At 67.0% G+C, this 22,174-nt stretch carries 22 protein-coding genes and 2 pseudogenes; 10 read left to right on the forward strand and 14 right to left on the reverse strand.

The window, feature by feature from the left end; translation table 11 throughout:
* A partial coding sequence (locus G1H10_RS30615) for a transposase (RefSeq protein WP_376778681.1) occupies positions 1-254 on the forward strand: 254 nt, incomplete at its 5' end.
* Positions 255-295: 41 nt separating this feature from the next.
* On the forward strand, positions 296-772 hold the full coding sequence (locus G1H10_RS30620; RefSeq protein ID WP_163745079.1) for a DinB family protein: 477 nt from the start codon (positions 296-298) through the stop codon (positions 770-772).
* A 49-nt stretch (positions 773-821) separates the two neighbouring features.
* Here G1H10_RS30620 and G1H10_RS30625 read toward each other — a convergent pair.
* Positions 822-1,023: pseudogene (locus tag G1H10_RS30625) on the reverse strand (ISL3 family transposase); the annotation flags it as partial.
* Positions 1,024-1,110: 87 nt separating this feature from the next.
* Between G1H10_RS30625 and G1H10_RS32605 the strand changes: the two are divergent.
* A pseudogene (locus tag G1H10_RS32605) lies at positions 1,111-1,314 on the forward strand (DUF1048 domain-containing protein); the annotation flags it as partial.
* On the opposite strand, the gene arfB reads toward G1H10_RS32605, so the two are convergent.
* Both arfB and G1H10_RS30640 read right to left on the reverse strand, forming a co-directional pair.
* Positions 1,311-1,736, reverse strand: a complete 426-nt coding sequence (gene arfB, locus G1H10_RS30635) for an alternative ribosome rescue aminoacyl-tRNA hydrolase ArfB (protein WP_163745080.1) — start codon at positions 1,734-1,736, stop codon at positions 1,311-1,313. The pseudogene G1H10_RS32605 and the gene arfB overlap by 4 nt on opposite strands.
* Before the next feature lie 135 nt (positions 1,737-1,871).
* Positions 1,872-2,558 carry a B3/B4 domain-containing protein gene (locus G1H10_RS30640; RefSeq protein ID WP_163745081.1) on the reverse strand — a complete coding sequence of 229 codons (687 nt, stop codon included), beginning with the start codon at positions 2,556-2,558 and terminating at the stop codon, positions 1,872-1,874.
* 217 nt (positions 2,559-2,775) lie between these two features.
* Between G1H10_RS30640 and G1H10_RS30645 the strand changes: the two genes are divergently transcribed.
* A complete protein-coding gene (locus G1H10_RS30645) occupies positions 2,776-3,180 on the forward strand; it encodes a heavy metal-responsive transcriptional regulator (protein WP_163745082.1) in 405 nt (134 codons plus the stop codon).
* A gap of 123 nt (positions 3,181-3,303) precedes the next feature.
* Here G1H10_RS30645 and merA read toward each other — a convergent pair whose 3' ends face one another.
* From merA to G1H10_RS30660, 3 genes are all read right to left on the reverse strand, one after another.
* Positions 3,304-4,740, reverse strand: coding sequence for a mercury(II) reductase (gene merA, locus G1H10_RS30650; protein WP_163745083.1), 1,437 nt, complete (start codon positions 4,738-4,740; stop codon positions 3,304-3,306).
* Entirely contained in the window at positions 4,740-5,381 is a 642-nt protein-coding gene (gene merB, locus G1H10_RS30655) for an organomercurial lyase (RefSeq protein WP_163745084.1), read from the reverse strand. The genes merA and merB overlap by 1 nt, the downstream gene beginning before the upstream one ends.
* Positions 5,382-5,554: 173 nt before the next feature.
* Positions 5,555-6,559: an aldo/keto reductase gene (locus tag G1H10_RS30660; protein ID WP_216853828.1), complete on the reverse strand. Its 1,005-nt coding sequence runs from the start codon at positions 6,557-6,559 to the stop codon at positions 5,555-5,557.
* Between the two features lie 188 nt (positions 6,560-6,747).
* On the opposite strand from G1H10_RS30660, the gene G1H10_RS30665 reads away from it, so the two are divergent.
* Positions 6,748-7,410, forward strand: a complete 663-nt coding sequence (locus G1H10_RS30665; RefSeq protein ID WP_163745086.1) for a sulfotransferase domain-containing protein — start codon at positions 6,748-6,750, stop codon at positions 7,408-7,410.
* Between the two features lie 43 nt (positions 7,411-7,453).
* Here G1H10_RS30665 and G1H10_RS30670 read toward each other — a convergent pair whose 3' ends face one another.
* The 7 genes from G1H10_RS30670 to G1H10_RS30700 all read right to left on the reverse strand — a co-directional run bounded on the left by G1H10_RS30670 (position 7,454) and on the right by G1H10_RS30700 (position 14,234).
* Complete coding sequence (locus G1H10_RS30670) at positions 7,454-7,996, reverse strand: SigE family RNA polymerase sigma factor (RefSeq protein ID WP_163745087.1); 543 nt, start codon at positions 7,994-7,996, stop codon at positions 7,454-7,456.
* Positions 7,993-9,015 carry a hypothetical protein gene (locus tag G1H10_RS30675; RefSeq protein ID WP_163745088.1) on the reverse strand — a complete coding sequence of 341 codons (1,023 nt, stop codon included), beginning with the start codon at positions 9,013-9,015 and terminating at the stop codon, positions 7,993-7,995. The genes G1H10_RS30670 and G1H10_RS30675 overlap by 4 nt, the downstream gene beginning before the upstream one ends.
* A 557-nt stretch (positions 9,016-9,572) precedes the next feature.
* Positions 9,573-10,826 carry a hypothetical protein gene (locus tag G1H10_RS30680; RefSeq protein WP_163745089.1) on the reverse strand — a complete coding sequence of 418 codons (1,254 nt, stop codon included), beginning with the start codon at positions 10,824-10,826 and terminating at the stop codon, positions 9,573-9,575.
* Entirely contained in the window at positions 10,823-11,350 is a 528-nt protein-coding gene (locus G1H10_RS30685) for a SigE family RNA polymerase sigma factor (RefSeq protein ID WP_216853829.1), read from the reverse strand. Before G1H10_RS30685 ends, G1H10_RS30680 begins: the two co-directional genes overlap by 4 nt.
* A gap of 287 nt (positions 11,351-11,637) precedes the next feature.
* On the reverse strand, positions 11,638-12,201 hold the full coding sequence (locus G1H10_RS30690; RefSeq protein ID WP_163745091.1) for a DUF6036 family nucleotidyltransferase: 564 nt from the start codon (positions 12,199-12,201) through the stop codon (positions 11,638-11,640).
* Positions 12,201-12,719: a helix-turn-helix domain-containing protein gene (locus G1H10_RS30695; RefSeq protein WP_216853830.1), complete on the reverse strand. Its 519-nt coding sequence runs from the start codon at positions 12,717-12,719 to the stop codon at positions 12,201-12,203. Before G1H10_RS30695 ends, G1H10_RS30690 begins: the two co-directional genes overlap by 1 nt.
* A 372-nt stretch (positions 12,720-13,091) precedes the next feature.
* Complete coding sequence (locus tag G1H10_RS30700; protein ID WP_163745092.1) at positions 13,092-14,234, reverse strand: PQQ-dependent sugar dehydrogenase; 1,143 nt, start codon at positions 14,232-14,234, stop codon at positions 13,092-13,094.
* A gap of 218 nt (positions 14,235-14,452) precedes the next feature.
* On the opposite strand from G1H10_RS30700, the gene G1H10_RS30705 reads away from it, so the two are divergent.
* The gene (locus tag G1H10_RS30705; RefSeq protein WP_163745093.1) at positions 14,453-15,481 is read left to right on the forward strand and encodes a LacI family DNA-binding transcriptional regulator; all 1,029 of its coding nucleotides are present in this window, start codon (positions 14,453-14,455) and stop codon (positions 15,479-15,481) included.
* Here the strand turns inward: G1H10_RS30705 and G1H10_RS30710 are convergent, their stop codons facing one another.
* On the reverse strand, positions 15,482-16,231 hold the full coding sequence (locus G1H10_RS30710; protein WP_163745094.1) for an IclR family transcriptional regulator: 750 nt from the start codon (positions 16,229-16,231) through the stop codon (positions 15,482-15,484).
* Positions 16,232-16,428: 197 nt separating this feature from the next.
* On the opposite strand from G1H10_RS30710, the gene aceB reads away from it, so the two are divergent.
* Genes aceB through G1H10_RS30730 form a run of 4 tightly spaced genes read left to right on the forward strand, consistent with a single transcriptional unit; the run spans position 16,429 to position 22,129 of the window.
* Positions 16,429-18,036, forward strand: a complete 1,608-nt coding sequence (gene aceB, locus G1H10_RS30715) for a malate synthase A (RefSeq protein WP_163745095.1) — start codon at positions 16,429-16,431, stop codon at positions 18,034-18,036.
* Between the two features lie 5 nt (positions 18,037-18,041).
* Positions 18,042-19,502 (forward strand): FAD-linked oxidase C-terminal domain-containing protein, encoded by a 1,461-nt coding sequence (locus tag G1H10_RS30720; RefSeq protein WP_163745096.1) that lies wholly within the window; start codon positions 18,042-18,044, stop codon positions 19,500-19,502.
* The gene (locus G1H10_RS30725) at positions 19,502-20,767 is read left to right on the forward strand and encodes an FAD-binding oxidoreductase (protein WP_163745097.1); all 1,266 of its coding nucleotides are present in this window, start codon (positions 19,502-19,504) and stop codon (positions 20,765-20,767) included. Before G1H10_RS30720 ends, G1H10_RS30725 begins: the two co-directional genes overlap by 1 nt.
* Positions 20,768-22,129, forward strand: a complete 1,362-nt coding sequence (locus G1H10_RS30730) for a (Fe-S)-binding protein (protein WP_216853832.1) — start codon at positions 20,768-20,770, stop codon at positions 22,127-22,129.
* Positions 22,130-22,174: the final 45 nt, after the last annotated feature.

The raw sequence follows: 22,174 nt of genomic DNA on the forward strand, positions 1-22,174 counted from the left end.
AGCTTCGCCGCCGCCGCGTTGGCCACACCATTCCCGAACGCCGTGACCAGGTCAAGCGCCGACAGGCCAAAGGATCGGCCGGTGGGCGGCCACCATCGTTTGATCCCGAGCGCTACAAGCTGCGCAACACGGTTGAGCGCGGCTTCGGCCGGTTCAAGCAATGGCGCGGGATCGCCACCAGATACGACAAGTACGCCCGCACCTACCACGGCGGCATCCTCCTGGCCGCCACCATCATCCTCGCCCGGCCATGAATTAGGAGACACGCCCTAGACCCAGTGAGATCCTCGGCAGCGTGGTCGCCGCCAGCGAGCGCGAGCAGCTCGAGACGTTCCTGGATTACCTGCGCGACGCCGTCGTGCGCAAGGCCCGCGGGGTGTCGGAGGAGGACGCCCGGCGCAGCCCGGTGCCGACCGGCACCAACCTCGGCGGCCTGATCAAACACCTGCGGTGGGTGGAACTGGGCGGGTTCGCCGAGCAGATCGGGCAGATCCCCGCCGCGGAGCTGCCCACGCCGCCGTGGACCGACGCAGACCCGGAGGCCGACCTGCGGCTGGAGCCGAACGAGAAGCTCGACGACGTCATCGGCGCCTACCAGGCGGAGTGCGACCGCTCCCGCGAGATCGCCGCCCAGCACAGCCTCGACTACGCACCGCGGGGCAGGGAGCTGACGTTGCGGTGGGTGTACCTGCACGTGATCCTGGAGACCGGCCGGCACGCGGGCCACGCGGACATCCTGCGCGAGATGATCGACGGCAGCGTCGGCGACTGACGGCTCGCGGCGCGTCGTCGGTCCGTGTTCCGATCGTCGGAGGCGGCGTTACACCGGTATCGGCGGAGGCTGACCTCCAACACCGTGGGCCGCCACCCGAACGGCTCGTGCGCCAACCGCCGGACCACCGTGTCCCTGGCCGCGCCCTGGCATCCGCAGCGACGACACCATCTGTCGGGCTGGACAGCCCGGCACCGGAGAATCGCCCGATCGGGCTCCAACCGCTGCCCGAGCACTTCGAGCCCGAGATCATAGTCACCTCCATCCTCGGGAGACCTCGACCCCTACCCGGCCACCGACGCGCCGACCGGACTACACCCTCAACTGCGAAGAGCCGCTTGACCGACGGGTCCCTGCTGTCGGACCTTGTCGATTTCTTCGAGCATGGGGCCGCGGACGGCAAGGGAGTCCTGGAATTGATCGGCACCGACGTGGTTGCCTTCTGCGACGATCTGGTGAAGGACTCGCGCACCTACGCGGACATCTATCAGGACTCCATCAGCCGCGAAAGCGGCACGGCCGAGAAGCGCAGCACCGGCTAGTCATCGGTAGCCCGGCGCCGACGCTTCGTCTCACTGCGCCGACGCTTGGCCGCCAGCCGACGTTCAACCGAGCCGCGGCTGGGCTTGGTCCGTCGACGCGCACGCGGCGCGGGAGCGAGAGCCTGATTCAATATCTGCACGAGGCGCGCCTCTGCCGCCTCCCGGTTGCGCAACTGCGAGCGGTGCTCTGAGGCGGCGACCGTGATCACCCCGTCGGTGAGTCGGTCCGCCAGCCGCTGCAGTGCGCGCTCCTTCAGGGCCGGGTCCAGCGCCGCCGACGCGGCCACGTCGTAACTGAGTTCCACCCTGCTGTCCGTGGTGTTCACCGACTGACCGCCCGGCCCCGACGAACGAGAGAAGCGCCACCGCAGCTCCGCCTCCGGGATGACGACCGATCCACGAACGCGCAGCGGACCTGGCATGTCACCCATCTTGCCAGACAGGCATCGCCGCGCTCGAGGACGGCTGCCACACCCCTTCCGGCATCGCTCCCCTGCGTGGGTGCGCTATCGCCAGCCGGCGTTCTATAGAGTTCTATACAACCGCTGATCTTCGGGTCAGAACTCGATCCGTGGTTCGGTCGCGGTGAGCAGGGCAGCCTGGGCAGGCGGTGACCACGCCGTCTCCACGGCGTCGCTCAGGGTGGTGAGAAGGCTGGCGACGTCGGCGGCGGCGGATTCGTGCAGAGCTTCGGCCACGATAAGGACGTCGGTGGTTCCTTCCCGCACGGCCGAACGGCCACTCTGCCGATGACACCAACGACGGGCATGCGCGTAACCGTCGGCGTCGGCGAAGATCACCTCTCCTACGGCAGGGTGCTCGGTCTCGCCGCCGAAAGTCTCATACCTCTCGGTCCCGTCGGCGTGCCGCACCTCCAACCAGGCCGCGACCCGGCCCACATCTATGACGGCGATGGGCACCGCCCACGCCAATGAGGCGGCGTTGCACAGGTCGATCAACGGGTGAATCCGCGGCAACTCGCCCTCCTTGGCGAACCGTCGGAGCAACGATTCGGCCGCAGAGCGATACTGCGTCGGCTTGAGGCCCATGGCCGCGAACGTCCGTCGCCACGCTTGGATTTCGTCGAGCTCGGCGGGCGAATGATCGCGCAGGCGTAACCGCGCCTCAGCCAGCAGATGGTCGATCTTGACGTCTGCGCTGGACGTGATGCCGTTCGCCACCAACGCACCGGCAGCAAGCTCCGGAAACTCGCGCCGGATACCCGGCGAGTGCTGAAACCACATCCGCTACGTCCCATCCGTCGACACGGCCATGTCCATGGACATGAACATGGACATGGCGCGCACGATACCAATCTCGTCCCAGCACCCCTGGCATCGTCGCTGCGTCCACCGCACTGCGCCAAACGCCACACTCTTCGCCCCGGTCAGCCGGACAACGCAAGCACGACGATCGAGCTACGGCGTACGTTGAGAGGTGAGAGCGACCAGGAGGGACGTCGTGCTGATCGGTGAGCTGGCGCGCCGGGCGGGGACCACGGCCAAGACACTGCGGTTCTATGAAGACGAGGGGTTGCTTCCCGATCCCGGCCGGACCGCGTCTGGTTACCGCGATTACCCCGCCGAGCTGCTCGATCGCGTGGTCTTCATCCGCGACGCTCAGACCGCCGGTCTGACGCTCCGGCAGATCCGCGAGATCCTGGCCATCCGCGACGGCGGCCAACCACCGTGCGAGCACGCCGGTCAGCTCATAGGCGACCGGCTCGCCGACGTCCAGCGTCGCATCTCTGAACTGGAACAGACCCGATCCCGCCTTCTGGAGCTCGCCGGGCGAGCCAGCACGCTCGATCCCGCGGACTGCGGCGGATACTGCGACATCATCCAAAGACCGGCCGCCGCTGATTGACCTGGCCCCCGAGTGGGGTCCGGTGGGTGGACCACCCGGTTTGGCCATGCTTCTCCGGTCGGTCCCGGTCTCCGCTGCGACGATCACACATCGGCGAACCACCGCCGAACCGGCGACCGCCCGTCAGGCCGCGCAGCACGACAGCTTCGCGACATCACGCGAGAATGTCTGCGCAGCGAGCTTCAGGCCCTCGGCCATCGTCAGGTAAGGCGACCACGTGCGAGCGAGATCGGCGGTCGTCAGGCCGAACGCGATCGCATAGACCGCGGCCTGGATCACCTCGCCGGCTCCATCGGCGAGCACGTGCACGCCGAGAACGTTGTCGGTGTCCGTGTCGGCGACGATCTTCACCAGGCCACGCGTGTCCCGGTTCACCAGCGCCCGCGGCACCGCGGACAGTGGAAGCACACTGGTCTTCACCTGATGCCCCGCCGCTATTGCGGCATGCTCGCCCAGCCCGGCCGCGGCGATCTGCGGAGTAGTGAAGGTCACCCGCGGAAGAGCCGTCATGTCCATCCGCGCGTCGACGCCGGTGAGAGCGTTCTCCGCCGCCAGCGCGCCCTGCTGTGCGGCGAGGTAAACGTACTGCGGTGCGGAGGTGACATCGCCGGCGGCGTACACGTGCGGATTGCTGGTTCGCAGGTACGCGTCGACGACTACCGCGCCCCGCTCGTCCAGCTCGATCCCCGCAGCCTCGGCACCGATGTGCGCCGTGTCGGCTCGACGGCCGGTTGCGATGAGGATCTCGTCGACCGTCAGCGTGATCTCCTCGCCACCGACGACGGCGACCACCATGCGACGATGTCCATCGCGCTCCACCCGGACTATCCGTGCCGCTGCATGTATCTCCGCGCCTTGCTCGCGCAGTATCGTCGCCATCGCCTCGGATATCTCGGGTTCCTCGTAGGGCGCCACACGGTCGAGAATGTCCAGAAGCGTGACGTCCGCGCCCATCTCGAGGAAGAACTGGCCGAGCTCGAGGCCGATGGCGCCGGCACCGAAGACCGCGAGCGAGCCAGGGACCGCCGTGATGTCGAGTGCGCTGGCCGACGTCAGGTAGCCGGCCTCCGTCAGGCCGGGTACCGCCGGAACGGCAGGCGCCGCTCCGGTGCTGATCAGATACGCACTGCCTTGGAGCACCTCGCCGTCGACGTCCACGCCGCCGGCTTCGGTGAAGCGAGCCGAACCACGGATCAGGTCGATGCCGTAGTACTCGATGAGGTCCTCGTACTTCTGCGCGCGCAGCATGGCGACAAGCTCGTCCTTCTGCGCCACCAGCGCACGTAGATCCACCGCCCCGGCACGGGTCTCGATGCCGTCGAACGGATGAAGCTCTGCCCTGCGCCGCACTTCCCCCGCGCGCAGTAGCGTCTTCGACGGCACACAACCCACGTTCACGCACGTTCCACCGACCGTCGAGCGCTCCACCATCGCCACCCGCGCGCCCAGGTCACGGGCGCGGATCGCCGCGGCGAACGCCGCCGATCCAGATCCCACGATCACCAGGTCGTAGCCGTCGCCGCCACCACGACGTCGTGTCCCCTCGTTCGGCATCGCCATCAGAGTCCGCCTCCCGACACGCAATCCTCGACATAGGCGCGTGCCACCGCCCGCGCGTCGCCCAGATCGACGATCGCGACGCCGGGATGGTCGGAGAGCCACTCCTCGCCGGCCGTGCGGGAAGCGAAGAACGGCATCTGCGTGCAGATCCGCGACTGTGGACCAGCCACCGGGCAACAGGACGTGACGTCCGTACCGACGATGGCGACGACGACGCCGGTGGGTGACGCGTCAGAGACAGTGCCATCTGCCTCCACGGTCAGCCGGATCTCAGCGCCCGTCACCGCGCAGGCCGAGGTCACCTCCGCACGTTCGCCGACGATGATCGGCACGAACAGCGCGTCGAACCCGCACCATGTGTACAGGTCGTTGCCCCGGACCCGGAACCGATGCTGAGTCGGACGCAGCGACAGCGCACTGCCGACGATCGCCCCGTCCTCAACCTCGGCACCTGCCCTGCGGGCCCGTTCGATGTGCACCGTCACCTCGTCGATGCCCAAGCCCGTCGCCCCCGCCAACGCGCTCGGCGTGGCGGGCGTCCCGTCCGCGATGATGTTGATTGCCGCGCTGCTCACGCTCGTCGTGGAGTACTCTCGACGGCTCCAGGTGGTCCGCAGGTCTGCAACACTGGGTGTGTCCATGGCCGCCACCGTAGACGTTACAGTGCACTGGAATGTCAAGGCGAACGCGGCCTATCACGGCGCGATGACGGCCGAAAGGCGCTCGGGTTCGGCACAGGTTGTCGGCCATCTCACGGTCCTCTGGCGCGAGCCACTGTGCCAGGATTTCACTAGCGCTGGCCAGACGTCTCTAGTCAGCGAAAGACGTCCGCAATCTCGCTGATCTGGCTGGTGTCGAGATGCAATCTGCCCGCGGCCGCGTTGGCTTCCAATTGCGCGGCGGTCGAACTGGCCGGGATCTGCGGCCCCATGCCGGGCAGCGCGAGAAGGTAGCCGAGTACGAGCGTCGACACGCGCGTATCCCATTGCGACGCGAGCTCACCGAGGCGCCTGAGCTTCTTGAGGTTGCTCTCGGTCGCCAGTTCGGCCAACAGTCCTTCGTCGACGAGGCGATCACCGGCGCCAGCCCGGTCGGGGTCGAGGTAGCGATCGGTCAGCAGTCCCTGCGCCAGCGGTGAATACGGGACAAAGGAGACACCTTCGGCCCTGCAGAGTTCGAGCACACCTGGCCGGAACTCACCGTTCAGCGGGTCAAACCGGTTCTGCACCGCGATCGGTCGCACTCTTCGGGACAGGGTGCCGGACACCGTCAGCAATTCCTCCAGCTGATCCCGCTCCACGTTGGACACGGCCAGATAATTGACGAGCCCTTGACCGATCAGATCCTCCACCGTCTCGAGGCTTTCGGCGACGGGCACATGCGAGTCGAAGCCGTGGAACCACAGCAGATCGAGATAGTCCGTGCGCAACCGCGCCAGCGAAGCCTTGACCGACTGAATGATCTGCAGCCGGGAAAGCCCGGAATGATTGGGCGTGATCCCATCCATTCCCCCGAAGGTCTTGGTCGACACGACCACGTCACGCCGCCGCGCCGGGTTGTCCTTCAGCCAGCGGCCGATGATCCGCTCGGAGTTGCCCGACGCCGCGTTGTATCGGTTCGCCGTGTCCCAGAACGTAACGCCCAGCTCGACTGCACGACTCAGCAGCGGCAGCGCCTCGTCCTCGGCCACCCGCGACCCGTCACCTGTCTCCGGATAACCGAACTTCCAGGTCCCCAAGCCGATCGCCGACGCGCGCAGTCCACTGCTCCCCACGTATCGATAGGGCATACCGCCAAAGTCGTCGGTGCGGAACGGCACGTTGTACAGATTCTGGTCCGGTGTGTGATGATCCATGCCCCAACTTCACCTGATCCATGCCCCACTGGCAAAGTCGCTGCCCCAGGCAAGGAGGGTCGTGGACCGGTGATGGCCACGCCACACGTAGGCCACGACCCGGCTGATCGGCCGCTCTAGCACCGCAAGACCGGTGCGTCTAGGCTGTCGCGATGATCGTGTGGGTCGCATCTTTTCCACGTTCCGGCAACACCTTCTTCCGCATCCTGCTGCACCGCCTCTACCAAGTCCCGACCTACGTGGTCTACGACGTTGACGGTGTGGCCGACCAGATCGGAACCGACCTGATGGACTTCCGGCCCCGCCCAGGCACGTTCGACCAACTACGCACGTCGTCAGAGGTGTTCTTCATCAAGACCCACCGGCAACGCTCCGACCCACTGGTGTCCGAGCGGGACCGAGCGATCTGCCTGGTGCGTGACGGCCGCGACTGCGTGGTCTCCTGGGCACGGCTGCGTACCGCACACCACGTTGACCAGCCCGATTATGAAACCCTGTTCGCAGCAGAGGCGCGAGCGATCATCACCCGGCAGTCAGGCGGCACAGCCCATTGGGGGCAGAACGTACTCAGCTGGCGTCAGTCGACCGCTCCCGATCCGATCTGGATCCGCTACGACGACCTCATCGTCGACCCACTGGACACGGTCCGAGCCGCGGTGGCGGCAACAGACAACGCCGAACGCCACCACGATGCAGCTGCTGGGCTACCAGCGCTAGCCCCAAGAGCACGCCGCAGACCATCTGGAGCGACACGGTTACGATTGCACAGATCGCATTGCCACCGTCTGGTTCGTCGGGTCACCTGGTCTCCCTGACGATCATGGTCCCGCTATCCCACACGGCCAGCGATGAAGGTCATCATGTCGCTTCTTGCTCGGTCGCATCGTTGTCCGGCATCAGCTCGGGTGCGAGACGGCGGATACGGTTCAGTGCGTCAAACGACTGTCGCTTGACCGTCCCCGGCGAGCACCTCATCAGAGTGGCTGTTTCGGCCACGGACATGTCTTCGTAGTACCGCAAATAGATGATCGCGCGCTGGCGCGGTGATAGGTGTTTGAGGATGTCCGCCATGTCGATTCGGTGGGCTACCCCGTGTTCAGTGGCGCCGGACGCAACGGGCTCCGGCACCTCGTCAGTGATCACCTCTTGCCGCCGAGCACGTCGGCGCCATTGCGATCGCGTCTCGTTGAGCATGAGGGCTCGGATGTATCGCTCCGGGTCGCCGTCGCGGATGAGCTTTCCCCACCGGCTCACCGCCCGTGTCAGCGCTTCTTGAACAAGATCTTCGGCCAACCCGCGGTCCGCGGTCAGGGCCAGCGCCATGCGCAACAAGGCCGGCCCGCGGCTCGCCACGAACTCTGTAAACCCGTCAGTGTCCCCGTGCGCCGACCGCCCACTCACTTGTCGCTCACAACGGCGCCGGGCATGACGATCTCCGCGTCGACTGGCAGGGTATGCAGCAGCCGAGATTCGCCGCCGTCAGCAGGAAGGACAAACACATCAGTTGCATCCTCGAGAGCGGACTTTCTGGAAACAGCAACCCCATCATGAGTCAGGGCCAGGTAATCCCACGTCTCCTCCGGCGTCGACTCCGGCAGATCAAATCGCGCGTATTCCGGCCCCAGGTGGTAACCCTGTGCGATCACCGCGGTCATTCTCAGCTCGTCGCCATGCGGAGTAAACACCTTGAAACCCCGCCGTGCGAGTGGATCATCGTCGACACCAGAACCTGGCTGCCACACCTCTTCATGGACCCCACGCGGACCAGCGAGAGTCTCACGATCACGCAGAACCTCAGCGGTCCCCCAATCGCTATCACCAAAGTCAATCACCGTCCCCGGCGGCGCACCGTCTACCGCCTCGAAGACCGCCACGTGAGTGGTGTCGAGCGGCTCGGTGATGCGCTGCCGATTCTCTGGCGGAACAGCCGTATCGATCGGATCGGCGAGCACCCCGCACCCTGCGGATTCCGACCCCGCGGGAATCGGCGGCAAGCCGGCATCGTCCTCAAGCTCATAGATGACGCCATTGTGGCTGAACGCCGTGGCCTTCCCATCAACTGTCTGAGCGAGACACAACTGCGATGAACCCACACCCCATGCCATGACCTCCCACCGAGATCCGCCCGGACCGCGCGGCAGCGTGCCGATTGGGCTGTTAAACCCGATCTGGTACACCTCGAACCCCGCGTCTACCCGAACACCCATCTCCTTGCCCTCGTGAGAGAGGGCCGCCCCGCCAAGCCCGTATTGCTCGATCTTCGCCACAAGATCCGGGTTGATCTCCGCCAGCGCATACTCCGCCCCGTCCGGAGTGAGCAGATTGACCACGCAATCGCCGTCGGCGCACGTCCGGTAGATCAACGTGCCAACCTCGGGCGGCCTGCCCAGCATGGGCTGCTCGGGCAGCCAGTCAGTCACGCTGTACGACGAACTCTGATCAGTCTGTGTCGGCGCCGGGAACGGGTCGTCAGAGCCGGCAGGTCTGGGATCACCCGAAGACGGACCGCCACCAAGACCGACAACAGCGTCGGTCACCGCTACCGCTCCCACCACTAACATCGCCGTCGCACCAGCGACGGCCGCCACTCGACGTGCGCGCCGTCGCCGAGCAGCCGCGATAGCCAGGCCGGAATCAACATCTCCCAGAGGCTGATCCAGGAAACTCTCAAGCTCTCGCCGAAAACGATCCATCCCTACCGCCCACCCTCGCTCGATGCGCTGTCGTTCCCCTTACACGTCCCGGGCGCCCGATGCGGTTGTGTCAGCCGAGATAACGATTCGGCTAGCGGCGTTTGAAGCTCCCGACCAGGACAACCTCGACGTTCTCATGCTCGACGATCCGGAACCGTTCTCAACGGGCCTCCCAGGAGCCGTCGACCGCTACGTCGCGATGACCCGCGCCACCCGGTAGCTTCCAGCAGCTCGTCATCCTCACGACCACCACGTAGCAGGACATTCCCTCCGTGCCAGGAGAGTCAGGGAACGGTGACCGTCCATGGCCCGCCGACGGCAGTGACGTCTGTACGGTCCTGGCCAGGTCCGTCGTCGCCGGCAGGAGTGGTGAAGAAGAACTCCATCACCGCATACAGCTCGTAGGTGCCCGGGGCCAGTGGATCACCGCCGCCGCTGTTGGCATGCTCGCCGACCCCTACCGTCGTGCAGTCGTGCAACGGCACCCACGCGTCGTAGTCCATGGATGTGCCCGGCTCCATGGTTGCATCCAGCCCGACGTCGTCCATCCCGCCCGTTGTGCCGACGATGGTCCTGTCACGGACCACCACGATCCACGGGTGCCCGGTCCAGCCCTCTAGCTCGGCATCCGACGTGTTGGCGGCGGTCACGGTGAACGCGGCACCGGGCGGGTCACCATCGGTGGGGTCCTGGGGTGCCACCTCGCCGAGGTCGGCAGGCCCGTCAAGCCGGATGCCCAGTTCGTCACCGCCGGTGGAGGTGACGGCGTCCTGCGGCCACACAGCGCCACACTGAGAATCAACAGCCGGGGCGTCGTCCCCCTCCCCCACGATGAGTACCGACCACGCGAGCACGACGGCCGCAGCCCGTCCAGGCCGGTCAGACTGGCCGGTAGGCGCCGGCGCGACGCCGATTCCCGCCACGATGTCGTAATCCCCAGGTGGGAGCACGTCCCCGCGTGACGTACCAGCGACGTCGCCACACGAACGCACCTCGAACCCGACGTCCATCCAGGTGGAGTCTGGTGGCGTCACCACCAGATCGTCCGGGTAGCCTCCGGTCGGGCGGCCAGTTCCGACGACGCGCCCGTCGCCGTCAACCACCCACAGGGCCAGCGGGGATCCGTCCACGTTCACGACAGCGAAGCGATCGACGCCGCTGGCCGCGTACGTCGTCTCCGCGGCGACATAAGCCTCCGCCGAGTCTGTCGTGTGGAGCGGATCGAGTCGAAGGCCGACCGGCCCGTCGTCGGTGAAGACGGTGGCGTCATCGAACGCAGCCCCGGCGGCGGTCTCAACGTCCTGCCCGCACGCCTCCCACGACCCGCCAGCCACCGACGGATCGGGCGAACCGTCCAGCGCCACGACCACGCCGACGCTCGCCACGGCAACCATCACGACCACACCCGTGGCCACGACCATCCGGCGCCGGCGGCCCTTGCGCACCTTCGCCCGCACACCGGCGACATCACCGTCGCGGGCGGCGTTCCCCGCAGCGGTTGCGATCTCCTGGAGCCGCTGCCTCAGTTCGTCGCTCATCGTCGCCCTTTCGTGTCCATGCCGCCGGGCGCGGACTCGCCGTCGTCGCCGACGGAGACCGCCGCGCCCAGCGCGGTCCGCAGCCGCCCCACACCCTGGCTCAGGTACCGCTTCACCGAGCCGTCGCTGACACCCAATCGGTCTGCGATCTGCGGGACGGTCAGGTCGTCGAAGTACCGAAGGACGACGCAGGCACGTTCCCGGCGAGGGAGATCGGCCAGCGCCCGTCGCACATCGATCTGAATATCAGTCAGATCCGGACCGGCCGCAGATCCGCGATCGTCACCGCCTGTCGCCACCAGATGCCGGATGCCCAGCCAGCGACCCCAGCGCCTATGCCCGTCGACATACAGGCGCAAGACGGCACGACGCACATAGCTCTCGGCGTCCTGCAGATCCAAGCCACGCAGCGACCGGGCGAACGTCCGCACGATCGCCTCCTGCACCAGGTCCTCGGCCTCTGCCAGGTCCGCGGTCAGCAGGTAGGCATACCCGACCAGCGCGCGGTGGCGTTCGCCAGCCACGACAACGAGCGCATCCTCGGTTGTCACTGTGCTCCTACCGCCCTGCGGGTCGCCGGACGCGTCCCGTCATTGACAAAGACGACCACACACATCGGATCGTTGTCCTGCGAGCGGGATCTCAGTCGTCTGACGCAACGCAGTCGAACCACGAGGTCTTTCTCGCCCTGATGGATAAGGACGCGAAGGGCGACGATCCAGCGCTGCCTATCACGCCGCTTAGACAGGGCAAGCCACGTCAACGTATCAACGAGCAGACGCCGCGTGCGCTAGCACGGAGCGGCTACCGGCTACTTCCAAGACGCGATCCACGCGAGCGCGCGCTCCGCGGCAGATCCATAGCGTGTCGGAACGGTCGGTATCCGATCGGCGATCACACCGGCGTCAACCAGGCGGGCATCCAACAAGGCGGCGACGAAGTTCTGATCCTTCTCACGGAAAGCACAGAGCTTCGCAACGCACAGATCCTCCTTGTCGAGGCACCAGCCGGTAAACCGGGGTTCACCGGCCGGCGCCGCCGTATTAGCGTTCTGCACCTTGACCAGACGATCCCGCCAACCCTCCGGGAGCGCGGAGGTCTTCATGTCGACGCCATCGATACTGAAACCGTGCAAATCCTCGAAGGAAGAGAACTCCCCCGCGACACCTTCGATGAGGTCGGCGAGCCTTACCGTCTCATCATCGTCGTCAGCGATCGGCAAGACGTCGACCTCCACCGACAACGTGGCGTCAACGGGAAGCTCATCCTCACCGAAGGTGCCAAGAATCGCCTGTGATCCGACTACGATCACTTCCGGTCGCTCGATGATCTGGCACGCAGTCCGAATGGCATGCTCCAGCTGAGCGCGCCGCATCAACCGGCCATCCGCAACACGTCAGAACGCTCGTCCTGCGAGAGCAATCCGCCCATCGGGGAAATCTCGCGCATCTCAATCGAGTCCCTGTCAAGTCCCGTGAGCACACGGTGCAGGCCGGGCACGTCCCCAGAGCCGACCAGCGACTGCCACCGGTCCAGGTTACGCACATGGGGCTGGCCCGACACATTCTCACGCAACCGCCTCAAATTACGTTCGATGCGCGGGCGCCACTCCTCCAGACTCGAACGCGTCAGGTGAGTCGAGAGCTGACGGTGTAACCGCCAAGAGCGACGCTCGGAACGAGTCAGCTCCGCCACGACAGGCCGACGGACAACTTCGAGACGGTAACCCATGCACGACAGCAACCGGTCAAGCTGCTCGTCGCTCAGATTGACCTTGCCGGAGAGGAACTGGCTGATACTGGATTGACGGATGCCGCTCACCCGGGACAGGTCTGACTGGGTGGTGCTCGTCTCGAGCATCACCTGACGCAGCACTTCGCTCCGACTAGACATGCCACAACTATAGCGCTGCCTACTATAGGCATCCACGATCACCACCTACTGCTCGATCGCTGACAGCCTCCTTGCCGCACGGTTGAGGCTTCAGTCCCGGAAAGCTCTACCGCTGCACACTCCCGTGATCAGCCCGCCTTAGCGATACCCGTGCCTCTATCCTGGATCCAAACCGTTGCCCTGGCCGCCATGGCTGCGCAACGCGATTGACCGTAGTCTTCGCGCGCAGCACTCGGTGCTCCTCGGTTGATCTGGTCCGGCCACTGGTCGGCGTCCGGTGATGCGTGGAGACGGACGTAGGCGGACTGATCAATGACCCACAGATCGGTCACGGCCACGCCTGTTCCATCACCGACTCACCCGTCGAATCCGTCATCCGACAGCGAGTTCGATGCGCAGTATGCGGTCGTCCCCTTCTCCCGCCTCATCGCCGCCGTCTTCGGTGTTCGAGGTGAGGACCCACAGTGACCCATCCGGTGCGACCTCGACCGTGCGGAGACGCCCCCACTCGCCCTGCAGGTGCGCGATCGGCTCGCCGGTCGGCTCTCCTTCGTCGACCGGTAGTTGCCACAGCCGCTGCCCGCGCAGGGCCGCCATCCACAGTGATCCTTCGGCGTAGGTGAGGCCGGCCGGCGAGGCGTCCTCGGTGGCAAAGGTGAAGATCGGCCTCTCTCCCCCCGAGCCGGTGGTGCCCTCGGCGTCCGGCCACCCGTAGTCGGCGCCGAGGAGGAGCACATTGACCTCGTCTTCAGTGTTCTCACCGAACTCGGAGGCGTACACCGTCCCGTCGGGTCCGAACGTGATGCCCTGGACGTTGCGGTGGCCGCTGCTGAAGATCGGCCCGTCGCCGGGATTGTCGTCCGGGATGCCGCCGTCGGGCAGGATGCGCAGGATCTTGCCGTTCAGGCTTTCCGGGTCGGGCGCGCGGGACGGTTCGCCGGCATCGCCGGTGGTGATCCACAGCGCCCCGTCCGGGTCGATCGCGAGGCGGCCCCCGTTGTGACGGCTGCCGCCGGCCGGGATGCCGTCGAGGACGACACGTGTCTGCTCGAACGAGTCGAAGGCGGCGTCGAACTCGAGAGCGACGACCCGGTTGACCTCCCCGACGGTCACATAGGCGAAGACCGTGCGGTCATCGGCGATCTCCGGCGAGGCCGCCAGACCCATGAGGCCGCTGTCACCCGCGGCCGGCGAGCCTTCAACGATGCCGACCGGCTCATGTTCCCCGGTCGCGGGATCGACCCGACGCAATTCGTAGGTGTCGCGCGAGGACACCAGCGCCGAGCCGTCCGGAAGGAAAGCCAGCCCCCAAGGGGTGGTGATTTCGGTGGCGATCTCGGTGACATCGGTGATCTCGGCTACCTCGGCGGACGTCGTCCGCTCTTCAGCGCTCGCCTCCTCCGAGGCCTCGGGCGCCGCTCGGTTGGTCTCCTCGTCTGCGGTGGTACATGCCGCGAGCAGCGCAGCGGCGAGGGCTACGGTGACCGGGACAGCGGCGTGCTTCTTCGTGGCCATGAAAGGCTCCCATCGTTTTCGCCGGTGGACCGCCGCGCTACCGGCAGGCCCGGTGGCGATCGGCTACTTCGCCATCGTTCGTTCCGAATCTCAGAAGAAGCTCACAGCCGGTGTGCGACCACCGGCGCTGTCAACCGATTGCCTCGCCGCCGAGCTAGGGATATGTAAAATGCCCCTACGGATCTGGCAACAGTCACGCGGTTACGGTGAGGGTGTAGATGAGCGACGACAGTCCGGCTGCGGTGCACCGCGTTGGCAGCCGGAAGCCGGCCGCCACTATTTACGACGTGGCCGAGGTGGTCGGTGTCAGCCCGTCCACCGTCTCGCGCGCGCTCAACAAGCCGGGCCGCATCAACGCCAAGACCGAGGAACGCATCCGCAACGCTGCCGAGGCGCTTGGTTACCGTCTCAATCCCATGGCACGTGCTCTCCTGACCGGAAAGACGGCCATGGTGGCGCTGCTGGTCTCCGACATTACGAATCCCGTGTTCTACGACATCGTGCGAGGTGCCGAGAACGTCGCCACCGACGCCGGCTACACGCTCGTGTTCGCCGAGTCGCACCGGCGCTCTGACATCGAGTTCGCCACCGTGGAGCGCTTGCAGCCCTCCGTCGACGGCGTGCTCGTGGTCGCGTCGCTCCTGGACGAGGAACAGATCGCACAGCTGAGCGAGACCAAGCCCATAGTCATCGCGCTCCGCCGGGTCGACGGCATCCCGCACGTGGTGCCGAACAGTGAGACCGGACTGGTGCAGGCCCTGGACCACCTACAGGAACTCGGCCACCGCTCGATCGGCTATCTCTCCGGGCCGACGACGTTCTGGGCCAACCGGAACAGGTGGAACATCCTGCTCGAGCACGCGGTCGCGAAGGGCATGTCGATCGTCGAGATCCCCCCGGACGATCCGGTCCCGAACGGCGGCGCGACGAGACTGCGCAGAATCCTCGCCTCCGGCGTCACCGCCATCGTCGCTTACAACGATCTCATGGCCATCGGTTTGATCTCAGAGTGCAAACAGGAGGGGGTCGACGTTCCCGGGCGCCTGAGCATCGTAGGATTCGACGACGTCTATGGGGCGAACCTGATCAGCCCAAGCCTGACCACTATCGACAGCTCACTGGGCAAGGTCGGTGCGGCCGCCATGTCGTGCCTCCTCGCCCAAGTCGACGGCACGACGGCGTATGAGCCGCCCGAGCTGCCGACGCGCCTGATCGTGCGGGAGTCGACGACGTCACTCCCCTCGTGATCATCCGACCGACAGGAACTCACCGATTGTTGCGGCCGTCTCACACAACAGCGGGACGGCGCGCTCCCCGAACTCGTCGGTGACCCGCACGGCAGGCCCAGATACGGACAGGGCCGCCGGGGTCGGAGTGCCTGACACCGGGACGGCGAAGCAGCGGACGCCGATCTCCTGTTCGCCGTCGTCCACCGCGTGGCCGCGCTTGCGGATGGAGTCTAGTTCGGCGAACAACGCCTCGATGTCGGTGATCGAGTGCTCCGTCGCCGGAGGGAGGCCGGCGCTGGCGATGATCTTGTGAACGTCGTCGTCGGCGAGCTGGGCCAGCACCATCTTGCCGACTCCGGTGCTGTGGCAATGCACTCGCCGCCCCACCTCGGTGAACATCCGCATCGAACGAGTCGAGGCTGCCTGGGCGACGTAGACCACCATGTCACCATCGAGGATCGCAAGATTGACGCTTTCCCCGAGCTCGTGCGCGAGTCGTTCCAGGTGGGGTTTGGTGCCGACGCCGAGCTGGCGCCCGGCCGCCTCACCCAGCCGGACAACGCGTGGCCCGAGCGTGTATCGGCGCGAGGGGAGTTGCCGCACATACCCACGGTTGACCAGAGTGCGTAGCAATCGGTGAATCGTCGGGAGAGCAAGCCCACTGCGGGAAGCGAGCTCACTCAGTCCCGCATCACCGCCGAGATCTGTGAGGATCTCCAACAGGTCGATCGCTCGATCCAGGGACTGGACCCCACCAGACTCCGGCACACGACACCTCCTCGCCACATCATAGTATGCGCTACGGAATTAGTCTTCCACAATACGGAAGTCGGTGCAACGGGGCGCGGGACGCCTGCTCGACATCGGTGCCACCCAGACCATCCGCCATCGCGTAGCCGCCTCGTCGTTGCCTTCTTCCCCACGCTCAGCTAGAGTTTCATATAGAAGAGATTCTTTTCCGCATTATGGAAGTGGAGACTATCACCGTGACGACTCTGGACGGGATCACGATCACCGGCACGATAGGCGAGCGTGACGATGAAGTGCTCACGCCGAAGGCCTTGGAGCTTGTCGCCACGCTCCACCGGCGGCTCGAAGACCGCCGGCTCGAGTTGCTCGAGGCCCGCAGGCGTCGCGTCGATGAACTGGCGGCCGGCGGCACGCTCGACTTCCTTCCCGAGACCAGGCACATCCGTGAGGACGACTCCTGGCGCGTCGCTCCACCGGCGCCGGGGCTTGAGGACCGCCGCGTCGAGATCACCGGCCCGACCGATCGGAAGATGACCATCAACGCGCTGAACTCCGGCGCCAAGGCATGGCTCGCCGACCACGAGGACGCCAACACTCCGCGTTGGGAGGCCGTTGTCGGCGGGCAGTTGAACCTGCTCGACGCGATCAACCGCAGCATCGACTTCACCGCGGACAACGGCAAGTCCTACACTCTCCGGCCGGACGAGGAGCTTGCCACGATCATCGTGCGGCCTCGCGGCTTGCACCTGCCGGAGAAGCACATCCTGGTCGACGGCCGGCAGGCCTCCGGTTCACTGGTCGACTTCGCCTTGTATGTGGCGACCGCCGGCCTGCGTCAGATCGAGAAGGGCTTCGGCCCCTACTTCTACCTGCCGAAGCTGGAGTCCCACCTCGAGGCGAGGCTGTGGAACGAGGCCTTCCTCATCGCACAGGACTTCCTCGGCATCCCCCGTGGCACGATCCGCGCCACCGTGCTCATCGAAACGTACCCGGCGGCCTTCGAGATGGAGGAGATCCTCTACGAACTGCGTGAACACTCCTCCGGTCTGAACGCGGGCCGGTGGGACTACATGTTCTCGGTCATCAAGTCCTTCCGGACCCGCGGCCAGGAATTCCTGCTGCCCGACCGCAACGCCGTCACCATGACCGTGCCCTTCATGCGCGCCTACACCGAGCTGCTCGTGCGCACCTGCCACAAGCGCGGCGCGCACGCCATCGGCGGCATGGCCGCCTTCATCCCCAGCCGGGACCAGAGCGTCAACGAAGCCGCCTTCGCCAAGGTCCGCGACGACAAGACCCGCGAGGCCAACGACGGGTTCGACGGTTCCTGGGTGGCCCACCCGGGCATGGTCGAGCTGTGCAAAGAGGTCTTCACCTCCGTCCTGGGCGATCGGCCCCACCAGATCGAGCGCACCCGCGAGGACGTGCAGGTCACCGCGGACCAGCTCCTCGATGTCGCCTCCACCCCGGGCGACGTGACCGAGGCGGGGCTGCGGAACAACATCTCGGTCGGCGTTCAATACCTCCAGGCTTGGCTGGGCGGACTCGGCGCGGTCGCCATCTTCAATCTCATGGAGGACGCGGCCACCGCGGAGATCTCCCGGTCCCAGGTGTGGCAGTGGCTGCACAACGGCGTCGTGCTCGCCGACACCGGTGAGAAGGTCACGCGTGACCTCATCGACCGCATCGTGGACGAGGAGATCGCCAAGCTGCCCGGTGCTGCGGCCGACTACGAGGAGGCGAAGCAGACCTTCCTGGAGGTCGCCGTCGCCGACGACTACGCCGACTTCCTGACGCTGCCGGCGTACGAGCGCATGGACTGATGTCCATGTCCGCCCTGAGCCGCGTCACCGCGGAGCTGGAGCGTGCCCTGGGAACCGACCGCGTCATCACCGACCGGCAGCAGCTGCGAACGTACGAATGCGACGGCCTCGCCCAGTACACAGTGGTGCCCGGTCTGGTCGTGCTCGCCGAGCACACCGAGCACGTCCGGACCGCGGTGCAGGTGTGCGCCGCGCACCGGGTGCCGTTCGTCGCCCGTGGGTCCGGCACCGGCCTGTCCGGCGGTGCGCTCCCCCACTCCGACGGTGTGCTCGTCGTCATGTCACAGATGCGGAACATCCGCGAGATCGACGTCGAGAACCAGCGTGCCGTCGTCGACCCCGGAGTCATCAACCTCCACCTCACCCAGGCGACCAGCCCCGACGGGTACTACTTCGCGCCGGATCCGTCCAGCCAGACCGTCTGCTCCATCGGCGGTAACGTCGCGGAGAACTCCGGCGGCGCACACTGCCTGAAGTACGGTTTCACCACGAATCATGTCACCGGCATCGACTTGGTCACCCCTGCCGGCGAGCTCGTGGAGATCGGGGGCAAGGCGCCCGATCCGCCCGGCTACGACCTGCTCGGTGCTCTCGTCGGCTCCGAGGGAACCCTGGGCATCGTCACCTCCGTCACGGTGCGCCTGACGCGCCTGCCGCAGGACGTCCGCACGCTGCTGGCCGGCTTCCACACCGTCGACGACGCCGGGGCGGCGACGTCGGCGATCATCGCCGCCGGCATCATCCCGGCGGCGATCGAGATGATGGACGCGCTCGCGATCGAAGCCGCGGAGAAGGCCGTGCGGTGCGGCTACCCGGCCGGCGCGGGCGCGGTACTCGTCATCGAGCTCGACGGTCACACCGCGGACGTCAGCGGCGAGTTCGAGGCCGTGCTACGCCACTGTGAGGAGAACGGCGCGTTCGAGACGCGCGTGGCGGCCGACGACGCCCAACGGTCCCTGATCTGGAAGGGCCGCAAGTCCGCCTTCGCAGCCGTGGGACGGATCAGCCCGGATTACATCGTCCAAGACGGCGTGATCCCGCGGACAGCCTTGCCGCAGGTGCTGCGCCAGATCGCCGATCTCAGCGCCGAGCTCGGGGTGCGCGTCGCGAACGTCTTCCACGCCGGCGACGGCAACCTGCACCCTCTGGTCCTGTTCGACGACGCCGAGGACGGCGCCGCCGAACGCGCCGAACAGGTCGCCGGAAGAATCCTCGAGCTGTGCATCGCCAACGGCGGATCCATCACCGGTGAGCACGGCGTCGGCTCCGACAAGGCCACCTACATGCCCAAGATGTTCACCGAAGAGGACCTCGACACCATGCAGGCCGTCCGTTGCGCCTTCGACCCGGACAACATCTCCAACCCCGGCAAGATCTTTCCCACACCCCGGCTGTGCGGGGAACGGCCCGGACGCCGCCAGGGCGCGCACCCGCTGCACGAGGCCGGCATCGCGGAGGTCTTCTGATGGCGGCGTCCACCCATCCGGACGTCAGAGCGCTCGCTCGCAGCCTCGATGGCGACGGCGACGTCCGGCCCCTCGAACCCGGCGATCCTGCCGGCTCGATCGACGGCGTGCCAGCCTCGGTCGTGGCTCGCCCGACGTCCGTGGCCGGCGTCTCCGCCGTATTGCGTGAGTCGCACGGCCAAGGGCTCGTCACCGTGGCACGCGGGGCCGGCACCGCACTGGCCTGGGGCGCACCACCCGAGCAGGTCGACATGATCCTCGACACCACCGGGCTCGACCGGCTCATCGAACACGAGGCCGGCGACCTGGTCGTCGTCGCCGAAGCCGGTCTGCCGCTGCAGAGCTTGCAGAGCGAGGTAGGCCGCGCTGGGCAGGAGCTCGTCGCCGACATCCCACCGGGGCGCCTCGCTGCCGGCTCCACCGTGGGCGGGACGCTTGCCACCGCACCCTCCGGACCCCGGCGCCTGCAACGGCTCGCCCTACGCGACCTGGTACTCGGGACGACGGTCGTACTCGCGGACGGTACGGTGGCGACCTCAGGCGGCAAGGTCGTGAAGAACGTCGCCGGGTATGACCTCGCCAAACTCGTCACCGGCTCCTTCGGCACGCTCGGCGTGATCGTACGCGCGGCCTTCCGCCTGCACCCCGTCCAACCGGCACGCGCGGTGGTGCAGCGTGCAGGGCCGATGGCCGACGTCGCCGCTCTCGCCCGCCGGATCGTGGCCTCGCAGCTCGCTCCAGCCGCCGTCGAGATCGACCGCCCGGCCGATAGCGACGAGGCTACCGTGGCCGTCCTGCTCGAAGGCACCGCCGAAGCCGTCCGTCACCGGGCCGAGGAGGCCGCGGCGCTCCTCGACGGCGAACTCACATCCCCACCGTCGTGGTGGGGGCACCTGCCCGGCGGCAACGTCCTCGCCAAGGCCACCACCACGCTGACCGGCGTCACCGAACTCCTCAGTGCGGCCCGGGACGCCGAGCAACGATACGGCGCCGGGGTCGCCATCCGCGGTTCCGCCGCAGGAGTCCTGCACGCCGGTATCACCGCCTCCTCCGCCGACGGCGTCGCCGCCGTCGTCGCTCGGCTCCGCACCGCCGCGCCCAGCCCACGCGAGGGCACCGTCACCGTGCTGCAGGCGCCGAGCGAGATGCGAGCCGACCTGGATCCGTGGGGTCCGGTCGCCGGCCTGGACCTCATGCGCGGCATCAAGAACAGACTCGACCCCGGCCGTACCCTTGCACCCGGCCGATTCGTCGGAGGGATCTGAGTGAACGACAACAGCCAGCTGCCCGATGTCCTCGGCATCGCCGCCTTCGACGACCACCACCCGCCGTCGCGCGAACTCATCGACGACTGCGTGCACTGCGGCTTCTGCCTCCCCGCATGCCCCACCTACACGCTCTGGGGCGAGGAGATGGACTCCCCTCGCGGTCGCATCCAGCTCATGAAGCAGGGCCTGGAGGGCGAGCCCATGACCGCCTCCATGGTCCAGCACGTCGACGCCTGCCTCGGCTGCATGGCGTGCGTGACCGCCTGTCCCTCCGGCGTCCAGTACGACAAGCTCATCGAGGCGACCCGCCAGCAGGTCGAACGGCGCGGCACCGAACACCGCTCGCGGGCCGGCCGCGTGCTGCGCGAGGCCGTCTTCGCGCTCTTCCCCCGCCCGAAACGCCTCCGGCTCCTGCGCGGGCCGCTGGCTCTCTATCAGCGCAGCGGTCTGAGCCGGCTGGTACGTCGCTCGCGCGTGCTCGACAGGATCTCGCCGACGCTGGCGACCATGGAGGCCATCGCGCCGCCCGTCCAGCGACGGGTCCGGATCCCCGCCCTGGTGCCCGCACGTGGTGAACGCCGCCTGACGGTCGGACTGCTACTGGGCTGCGTCCAGCGCGAGTTCTACCCCGACGTCAACGCCGCCACCGTTCGCGTGCTCGCCATGGAGGGCTGCGACGTCGTCACTCCCCCGGCCCAGGGCTGCTGCGGAGCGCTGTCGGTCCACACCGGGCGTGAGGACGAAGGACTGCGCTACGCCCGGACTCTCATCGACGCCTTCACCGACACCGGCGTCGAGCGCATCGTCGTGAACTCCGCCGGCTGCGGATCCACCATGAAGGACTACGCGGACCTGCTCGCCGACGACCCCGGCTACGCCGAGCGCGCCCGCGCCTTCTCCGAGAAGGTCCGCGACATCTCCGAGATCCTCGTCGAGCTCGGGCCCGTCGCCGAACGCCACCCGCTCCCGGTCACCATCGCGTACCACGACGCATGCCACCTCTCCCATGCCCAAGGCGTGCGGGCGCAGCCCCGCCGGCTGCTCACCGATATCCCGGGGCTCACGATCCGGGAGATCGCCGAGGGCGACATGTGCTGCGGATCGGCGGGCGTGTACAACCTGCTCAACCCCGAACCCGCCCGCGAGCTCGGCGAACGCAAAGCGACCAACGTCGCTGCGACCAAGGCTGAATTACTCGTCACCTCCAACCCGGGCTGCCTGCTGCAGATCACCAACGCACTCGAACGCCAGGGCATTCACATGCCCACCGCGCACACGGTCTTGGTGCTCGACGCCTCCCTGCGGGGTCGCGGTGTGCCCACACTCGTGCAGCCATCGAGAGCTGACGGGATCGCATGAGTCGCTGGAACGAGCATGCATAGCGGTCGCGGTGGCGACCACAAC

Source organism: Phytoactinopolyspora halotolerans (assembly GCF_010550675.1).
GTDB lineage: Bacteria > Actinomycetota > Actinomycetes > Jiangellales > Jiangellaceae > Phytoactinopolyspora > Phytoactinopolyspora halotolerans.